This is a genomic window from Glycomyces sp. NPDC021274 (assembly GCF_040641195.1).
Classification (GTDB): domain Bacteria; phylum Actinomycetota; class Actinomycetes; order Mycobacteriales; family Micromonosporaceae; genus Glycomyces.
Map to the genome: position 1 here is coordinate 20987 of NZ_JBFADC010000023.1, position 6805 is coordinate 27791.

General features: G+C 68.5%; 9 protein-coding genes and 1 pseudogene. 4 read left to right on the forward strand and 6 right to left on the reverse strand.

Features of this window, described 5'->3' with window-relative positions; translation table 11 throughout:
- Positions 1–80: 80 nt before the first annotated feature.
- Genes AB0I03_RS25920 through AB0I03_RS25930 form a run of 3 tightly spaced genes read right to left on the reverse strand, consistent with a single transcriptional unit; the run spans position 81 to position 1638 of the window.
- On the reverse strand, positions 81–1016 hold the full coding sequence (locus AB0I03_RS25920; RefSeq protein WP_360417213.1) for a M56 family metallopeptidase: 936 nt from the start codon (positions 1014–1016) through the stop codon (positions 81–83).
- Positions 1013–1375: a BlaI/MecI/CopY family transcriptional regulator gene (locus AB0I03_RS25925; RefSeq protein WP_360417215.1), complete on the reverse strand. Its 363-nt coding sequence runs from the start codon at positions 1373–1375 to the stop codon at positions 1013–1015. The genes AB0I03_RS25920 and AB0I03_RS25925 overlap by 4 nt, the downstream gene beginning before the upstream one ends.
- A gap of 56 nt (positions 1376–1431) precedes the next feature.
- Positions 1432–1638, reverse strand: coding sequence for a hypothetical protein (locus AB0I03_RS25930; RefSeq protein ID WP_360417217.1), 207 nt, complete (start codon positions 1636–1638; stop codon positions 1432–1434).
- A gap of 223 nt (positions 1639–1861) precedes the next feature.
- Here AB0I03_RS25930 and AB0I03_RS25935 point away from each other — a divergent pair, with 223 nt between their 5' ends.
- Entirely contained in the window at positions 1862–2263 is a 402-nt protein-coding gene (locus AB0I03_RS25935; protein WP_360417219.1) for a multicopper oxidase domain-containing protein, read from the forward strand.
- A gap of 59 nt (positions 2264–2322) precedes the next feature.
- Here the strand turns inward: AB0I03_RS25935 and AB0I03_RS25940 are convergent, their stop codons facing one another.
- The 3 genes from AB0I03_RS25940 to AB0I03_RS25950 form a co-directional block, all read right to left on the reverse strand.
- Positions 2323–3741, reverse strand: coding sequence for an MFS transporter (locus tag AB0I03_RS25940; RefSeq protein ID WP_360417221.1), 1419 nt, complete (start codon positions 3739–3741; stop codon positions 2323–2325).
- A gap of 140 nt (positions 3742–3881) precedes the next feature.
- Complete coding sequence (locus AB0I03_RS25945; protein WP_360417223.1) at positions 3882–4007, reverse strand: hypothetical protein; 126 nt, start codon at positions 4005–4007, stop codon at positions 3882–3884.
- A gap of 115 nt (positions 4008–4122) precedes the next feature.
- The gene (locus tag AB0I03_RS25950) at positions 4123–5040 is read right to left on the reverse strand and encodes an NlpC/P60 family protein (RefSeq protein ID WP_360417225.1); all 918 of its coding nucleotides are present in this window, start codon (positions 5038–5040) and stop codon (positions 4123–4125) included.
- A gap of 342 nt (positions 5041–5382) precedes the next feature.
- Here AB0I03_RS25950 and AB0I03_RS25955 point away from each other — a divergent pair, with 342 nt between their 5' ends.
- The 3 genes and pseudogenes from AB0I03_RS25955 to AB0I03_RS25965 all read left to right on the forward strand — a co-directional run bounded on the left by AB0I03_RS25955 (position 5383) and on the right by AB0I03_RS25965 (position 6742).
- The gene (locus tag AB0I03_RS25955) at positions 5383–5814 is read left to right on the forward strand and encodes a hypothetical protein (protein ID WP_360417227.1); all 432 of its coding nucleotides are present in this window, start codon (positions 5383–5385) and stop codon (positions 5812–5814) included.
- 129 nt (positions 5815–5943) lie between these two features.
- Positions 5944–6384, forward strand: a pseudogene (locus AB0I03_RS25960) (multicopper oxidase domain-containing protein); the annotation flags it as partial.
- 73 nt (positions 6385–6457) lie between these two features.
- Positions 6458–6742 (forward strand): MFS transporter, encoded by a 285-nt coding sequence (locus AB0I03_RS25965; RefSeq protein WP_360417229.1) that lies wholly within the window; start codon positions 6458–6460, stop codon positions 6740–6742.
- Positions 6743–6805: the final 63 nt, after the last annotated feature.

Sequence of the window (6805 nt, forward strand, 5' to 3'; positions counted from 1 at the left end):
CCGTCCAACCCTTATCTACTAAGAAAGATAGTAGGTAAATGCGAGGACTGCCACCCCGACAGTGGGAAGCGGTGTCGTACCTAGCAGCAGGCGAAGCTGACGGCGGTGAGGACCGGGGTGGCGAGGATCAGGACGGGTGCGGCCACTGCCGCGGCGTTGCCGCTGAGGATCGTGCCGATGCCTGCGGGACCCGGTGCTACGGGAGCATCGAGCAGCCGTTCGATGCGGGCGACGGTGTCGCCGCCGCTGGCGGCGAGCGCCTCGGCCGGGGCCTGGGCGGTGGCGACCTTCAGCAGGCTGCGGGCAAGGGCGCTGCGCGTCGCGCTCTGTGCGGCGGCGTCGTCGGCGGCGAGTTCGACGAGGTGGCCGATGCGCCCGGGAAGACGCGCGAACAGCGGGAACCATCCCAAGGCGCGTTGCCCCGTCTGCGCAAGGGCTACAAGGAGGTGATGGCGTCCGGCGAGGTGTGCGCGTTCATGCGCGAGCACGGCGGCGAGCTGGGGCCGATCCAGCAGCGCGAGGGCTCCGGAGGTCACGGCGACCAGGCCGCCCTTGCCCGGCAGGCAGTAAGCGGCGGGGCGGGTGCCTTGGACGACGACCGCGCCGAGGCGGCGGTCTCGGGGCGCGCTCGCGAGGAGGTGCCGCAGCCGTGACCGCTCGGCGGCGGTCGACCGGACCACCCCAATAGCCGCGATGATGAGCCACAGCGGGAGGGCCCAGGTCAATCCGGCTGCGACTACCGCGATGAGCGAGCCGCCGACCGCTCCGTGCAGCTCGTGGAGTGTGGCGACGCACGCTTCGACGGAACTGGCGGCACCGCTGGCGAACATGTTCGTCGGGAGCACGATCGCTGCGCCTGCGAGCACCAGTGCCAGCACGAACGACACGGCCAGCGCGAACCAGGTGGTGATCGCCAGCCGCGGTGAGGCGGCGGCCCATTTGACGCGGTCCATCAGTCGCGGACCGAGGACGCCGAGCAGTGCGGCGTAGGCGATCAGGAGCAGCGCTGCGGTCATCGGGTGCCCTCGGCGGCGTCGAGGGTCTCGCGCAGGCGCGCCAGCTCCTCAGGGCTGATCTTGCCGATGAAGCGCAGCAGCGTGGCGCTGCGGTCGGCGGAGGACTCGAGCACGGCGGCCATGGCGTCGGCGTCGAACTCCTCGCGGGATTGCGCGGCGCGGTAGGCCCAGGCGCGCCCCGCGCGCTCTCGGGTCACGATGCCCTTGCGGTGCAGGTTGTCCAAGACGGTCATGACGGTGGTGTAGGCCGGCTCCGGGTCGCGTTCGAGTGCGCCGAGGACCTTGCGGACGGTGGCCGGGTCGGACGCGGACCACAGGACCTCCATGATCGCTGCTTCGAGCTCGCCGAGTCTTGGCATCAGCACCCCTCTCTCGACATGAACCCTATCCCTCACCCTTGCCCTGGATCTACTATTCATGATAGTAGATAGGGGCGGCAGACCGCCACCGAACCGACCACTCGACGGGGCCCTCCTTGACCCTCACCGCGTTCGCCGCTCGCATCACGCTCGTCGCGGGGCTGATGCTGGGTGTCGTCGCGATGCACTCGTTCGGGCACACCGCGCACGGCGGTCAGGACGGCGAGATCGTTGTGACGGGGCACGGCGGTCACCACGGCCATGCGAACTCCATGCCGGCCCCAACCGAGGACGACCCCGGCCTGTCGCCGCTGCTGTCGGCCGTCGGCCTCATGGTCTGCGGCGCGATCATCGTCCGCCTCTACGGCGTATTCGCGCTCGTCGCCGAAGCCGAGGGCAAGCAGATGCGCGGCCGCGCATTGGTGCGGACCGGCTCGGGGCGAAGCGCCGGCGGCCGATTTCGCGCCGACCGAGCTGAGCGGGCACGTGCTGTCCTATGGCGAGCTCGCACCCGCCGATGCGGTCGCATTGGAGGCGCGCGAACCGGACCGGACGATCGACCTCGAGCTCACCGGGTCGATGGGCGACTACGACTGGGCCATCAACGGCAGGCCCCACGACCTCGACAACCCGTATGCCATCGAAGTAGGCGAGCGGGTGCGGCTGCGGTTCGTCAACGACGGACACATGTGGCACCCGATGCACCTGCACGGCCACACGTTCGCACTCGCCGAGACCGGTCTGCGCAAGGACACCGCGATCGTCCTGCCGGACCAGACCCTTGAAGTCGACTTCGACGCGGTCAACCCCGGCCGGTGGATGGTCCACTGCCACAACCTCTACCACGGTGAATCAGACATGATGGCCGTCATCGGCTACAGGGACTAACCACCGCGGGGCCGGGCGGCATCACTGCCGCCCGGCCCCGCCGGTCTTGCGTTTCAGTCCTAAGCCGCAGTGGTCACCTCTGCCTTCGCGCGGCGCACCGTCACCGCGGCCAGCACGGCGGCGGCCAGGGCCACGACCGCCGCCGCGATGAACGCGGTCGAGAAGCCCTCGGTCAGCGCCGGTGCGTTCCCGACCTCGCCGGCGCCGTTCGCAACCGCCAGCGCGGTCACCACGGCCAGGCCCAGAGCCGAGCCGATCTGGTAGCCGGTGTTGACGATGCCCGAGGCCAGGCCGCCTTCTTCCGGTCGGGCGCTGGAGATCGCCATCTGCAGCGAGGGGATGAACGCCAGCGCCATGCCCAGCGCCGCCAGCAGCGAGGCGGGCAGGACGTCGACAGCGTAGGTCCCTTCAGGACGGATGAACGAGAGCCAGAGCAGGCCGCCGGCCAGGAGCACCAGGCCGGTGACGATCATGGCCTTGGGGCCGAAGCGGGCCATGAGCCTGGGAGCCAGGGCCACCATGCCGACCATGATGAGCGCCGTCATCGGCAGCAGCGCCGCCCCCGAGGGGAACGCGGAGAACCCGAGGACCTGCTGCAGGTAGAGGTTCAGGAAGAACCACATCGGGATCCACGCTGCACCGAGCAGGAGTTGGGCGAGGTTGGCCGCACCGAGGTTCGGGGCGCGGAAGATCGCTAGCGGCATCAGCGGATTGCGGCGCTTCGCCTGCAAGGCGATGAAACCGACGAGCAGAGCGGCGGCGACCAGGAGCGTGCCCCAGGTGGCGGCGGACGCCCAGCCGACTTCGGCCGCGCGGACGATCGCGAACACCGCCGCCGCCAATCCGAGCGTCGCGGTCAGTGCGCCGAGCACGTCGATGGAGCCGCGTTGCGCGCCACCGGAGGGCAGCAGCGCCGGGGCGGCGGCGAGGGCGAGGACCGCGACGGGGATGTTGATGTAGAAGACCCAGGGCCAGGAGGCGTACTCGGTGATGAGGCCGCCGAGGAAGACGCCGGCCGTGCCGCCGGCCGGCGCGGCGGCGCCGTAGAACGCGAACGCCTTGGTCAGCTCTTTCGGGTTGCCGCCGAACAGCATCATGAGCAGCGTCAGCGCTGAGGGCGCGATGAGCGCGGCGCCGGCACCCTGGATCCCGCGCCCGGCGAGCTCGGCCGCCACGTTCGGGGCGATGCCCGCGAGCAGCGACCCGGCGGCCAGGACGATCCAGCCGAGGCTGAACATCCGCCTCGCGCCGAACAGGTCCGAGAGTCGGCCGCCGAGCAGCAGCAGACCACCGAAGACGACGACGTAGGCATTGAAGACCCACGAGAGGTTCTCCTGGGTGAACCCGAGGTCTTCCTGCATCTTCGGCAGGGCGACGCCGATGATCGAGGTGTCCATGATGACCATGAACTGGGCGAGCGCGATGAGCGCCAGCGCGGTCCAGCGGCGCGAGGCCGGGGGTGTCGATGTGGACGACATGTCCGTCTCCTATACCGGTAGGGGGTATGCCAGAGGGGCACTACTCCGTTTACTTGCGGAGCCTCGAAGCCCGGGGATCCGCGTGGGAGTATTTCTATCATACCCCCGGGGGGTATATCAACCATGGTGTGGCAGATCGCTCATGCGGTCGCTGTCCCATCCGGCATGAGCGCATCGGCGGCACACTCGGCGGCCGTGAGGTCGTCGACGATGACGCAGGCCTTTCCCTGATCGGCCGCGATGTCCACGGCCAGCACGCCGACCATGTCGGTGAGTTCTGCGCGATTACCCACGAGGCAGTGGCCGCAAAGTCTCAGGGCGTGCGATGCGCTCAGCACACTATCGATGCGGGAGAACGCCTTCGCAAGCCCTGGTCGTGACTCAATGGAGGATGGTGGTCGCGCCGTACCAGACGTTGCCGTGGTCGAGCTCGACGACCTTGACGACCGTGCGGGAGTTCGGGGCGTGGACGATGAGGCCGTTGCCGATGTACATGCCCATGTGCGAGAGGTCGTTGTAGAACACCAGGTCGCCCGGTTGCAGCTCGTCGCGGCTGATGCTCGCCGTCTCGCGGTACTGGGCGGCGGCGTTGTGCGGCAGCTCGATCCCGATCTGCGCGTAGGCGCGCAGGATCAGGCCCGAGCAGTCGTAGGTGTCCGGCCCCGCGGTCCCCCACACGTACTGCTTGCCGACCTGGTCGAGCGCGAAGGAGACGACCGCGTACTCGTCGTCGTTCATGTAGGGCAGGTCGTAGTCCGTGATCGCGTCACCCGCGGCGGCCTGCCACTCCTCTTCCAGGTCGTCCATCCGGGCGTTCAGTTCGTCCTGCCGCTGCTTCAGCTCGGCCTCCTGCTCGTCGAGGTCGGCCTGGAGGTCTTCGAGGAGGTCGAGCTGGGTCGTGTACTCCTCGGAGGCGGTCTTGAGCTCGTCTAGAAGATCGAAGCTGTAGAGGTTCGCCGAGTTGAGCCGGTCGAGACGTTCGACGAACGCGTCGGGGGAACCCGATTCCAGCAGCAGCGCGGCATCGCCGATTCCCTGGTCCACGTAGGTCGCGGTGATGTAGTCGGCGAGCTGCGAACGCAGGGAGTCCAGGTCCGCCTCCGCGGAATCCAGTGACTCCTGCGTCTGGGCGATCATGTCGCGGTTGTCCTGCGCCTCCTGCGCCAGCTGGTTGTACTCCTCGACGGCCGCGGTGAGGTTCTGATCGGTCTCCTCGATCTCGTCGTTGATCTCCCCGGTGTCACGCTGGGCCCAGGCGGGGGCCGAGGCCACCCCGGAGACGAGGAGGCCACCGATCACGGCGATCGAAGTCCATTTGCGACGAACAAGCGAAGGCTTCACGAGCAGGTACTCCCTCGGGGATGTCGGGGCGCATTGCAGGAATCCAAACTACTATCCACGATAGTTGTCGTTCGCGGGCGGGGCTCACGTTGCCCGCCTCACGGGCAAACTCGGCGCCACCAGCCGCTTCCAGGCCGGCGCCCTCGCCGCCCGCCTCGGCTGGCTTGACTAAGGCCTCACCGGGAGGACGGTCCGATACCCCACTGGGGTATAGTTCGTGGGTGTTGAGCCCGCACCGCGAAGCTCCCTCTCGCAGCACCAGGCACTCCGTCTGTCTCCTTCGATCGCCCAGGTGGTTCCATGGCCCGCAGGATCGCGCGCGTCGCGCTGGTGGCGCTGCTCATGGTGGGCTTGGTGGCGATGTATTCGTGGGGCCACCGGGGGCATCGCGAAGATGCCGGATCCGAGGCGGGCAGCGCTTCACCGGCCGCACATCACCACGCCGGGATGGCCCATCACGGCGATCCCGAAACCGTGCCGGACACCGATGAGCACGATGGCCACAGTGGCGGTCTGCTGTCGTTGCTGACCGCCATGGTCCTATGCGGCGGAATGCTGCTCCGGTCCATCGCAGAGTTCCTGCGGCCGTTGTGGTCCGAGTTCCGCAATCGGATGTCGGCGATAGTTGCAGCGCTCGCTCGACCTTCGATTCAGCACGGCTTCCGGCCGCATCCGCCACGGCTCACTCCGATGTCGCTGCTGCTCAATCGGATCGCGGTCCTGCGGATCTAGATGCGGCCCCCGCCACGGGGATAAGCCGCCGCTTCCAGATTCACCGCAGACCCGATCCGAAAGGCTTCCATCACCATGCGTGCACTGACACGTCGTTCCGTGCTGCGCGGCGGAGCCGCCGCGCTCCCCCCGGCGGCCGACTTCGCGCCGGCGGAGCTGACCGGGCACGTCCTCTCTTATGCCGAACTCGCCCCGGCCGAGCCGGTCGCATTGCCCGCCAAGGCACCTGACCGGACCATCGACCCGGAACTCACCGGGTCGATGGAGCAGTTCGACTGGGCGATCAACGGCCACCCGCACGACCTCGCGAACCCCTACCCGATCGAGGAAGGCGAGCGGGTCCGGCTCCGGTTCATCAACGGCGACGCGATGTGGCACCCGATGCACCTGCACGGCCACACCTTCGCCCTCGCCGACATCGGCCTGCGCAAGGACACCGCGATCGTCCTGCCCGGGCAGACCCTCGAAGTCGACTTCGACGCCGTCAACCCCGGGCTGTGGATGCTCTACTGCCACAACCTCTACCACGGCGAAGTCGGCATGATGGCCGCCCTCGGCTACCTCACCTAGACACCGGCGGGTCCGGCAGGCCGCGGCCTGCCGGACCCGGCACCGCGAACTCCCTCCGGCAGAAGGTAATCCCATGCGCACTTCCCGCACCCCGTTCCTTGCCAAACTCCTGGTCGCAGGCTCCGGAATCATGAGCCTTGCCAACTCCGTCACCATCCCGTTCCTGGCCGTCTTCCTCCACCGCGAACTCGGGCTCGAACCCGCGGCAGTCGGCCTGGTCATCGGCTCCTCGGTGTTCTTCTCCATCGCCGCGGGCTTCTTCGGCGGCACCCTCTCCGACCACTTCGGCCGCATCCCGGTCCTCATCGCCGGCCTCGGCGGCGTCGTGGAAGCTCATGCAAATGTCTCGTTCGGGTGAAGTCGTGTCTCCGCGGCCGGGTGATCGATGCCGGCGCCCTCACGCCCGGGTCGGTTCACGACG

Coding starts and splice junctions, on each gene's coding strand:
- AB0I03_RS25940 (WP_360417221.1), bottom strand. CDS start 3,741: ATGTCGTCCACATCGACACCCCCGGCCTCGCGCCGCTGGACCGCGCTG.
- AB0I03_RS25925 (WP_360417215.1), bottom strand. CDS start 1,375: ATGCCAAGACTCGGCGAGCTCGAAGCAGCGATCATGGAGGTCCTGTGG.
- AB0I03_RS25955 (WP_360417227.1), top strand. CDS start 5,383: ATGGCCCGCAGGATCGCGCGCGTCGCGCTGGTGGCGCTGCTCATGGTG.
- AB0I03_RS25965 (WP_360417229.1), top strand. CDS start 6,458: ATGCGCACTTCCCGCACCCCGTTCCTTGCCAAACTCCTGGTCGCAGGC.
- AB0I03_RS25945 (WP_360417223.1), bottom strand. CDS start 4,007: ATGGTCGGCGTGCTGGCCGTGGACATCGCGGCCGATCAGGGAAAGGCC.
- AB0I03_RS25930 (WP_360417217.1), bottom strand. CDS start 1,638: ATGGCCGTGGTGACCGCCGTGCCCCGTCACAACGATCTCGCCGTCCTG.
- AB0I03_RS25920 (WP_360417213.1), bottom strand. CDS start 1,016: ATGACCGCAGCGCTGCTCCTGATCGCCTACGCCGCACTGCTCGGCGTC.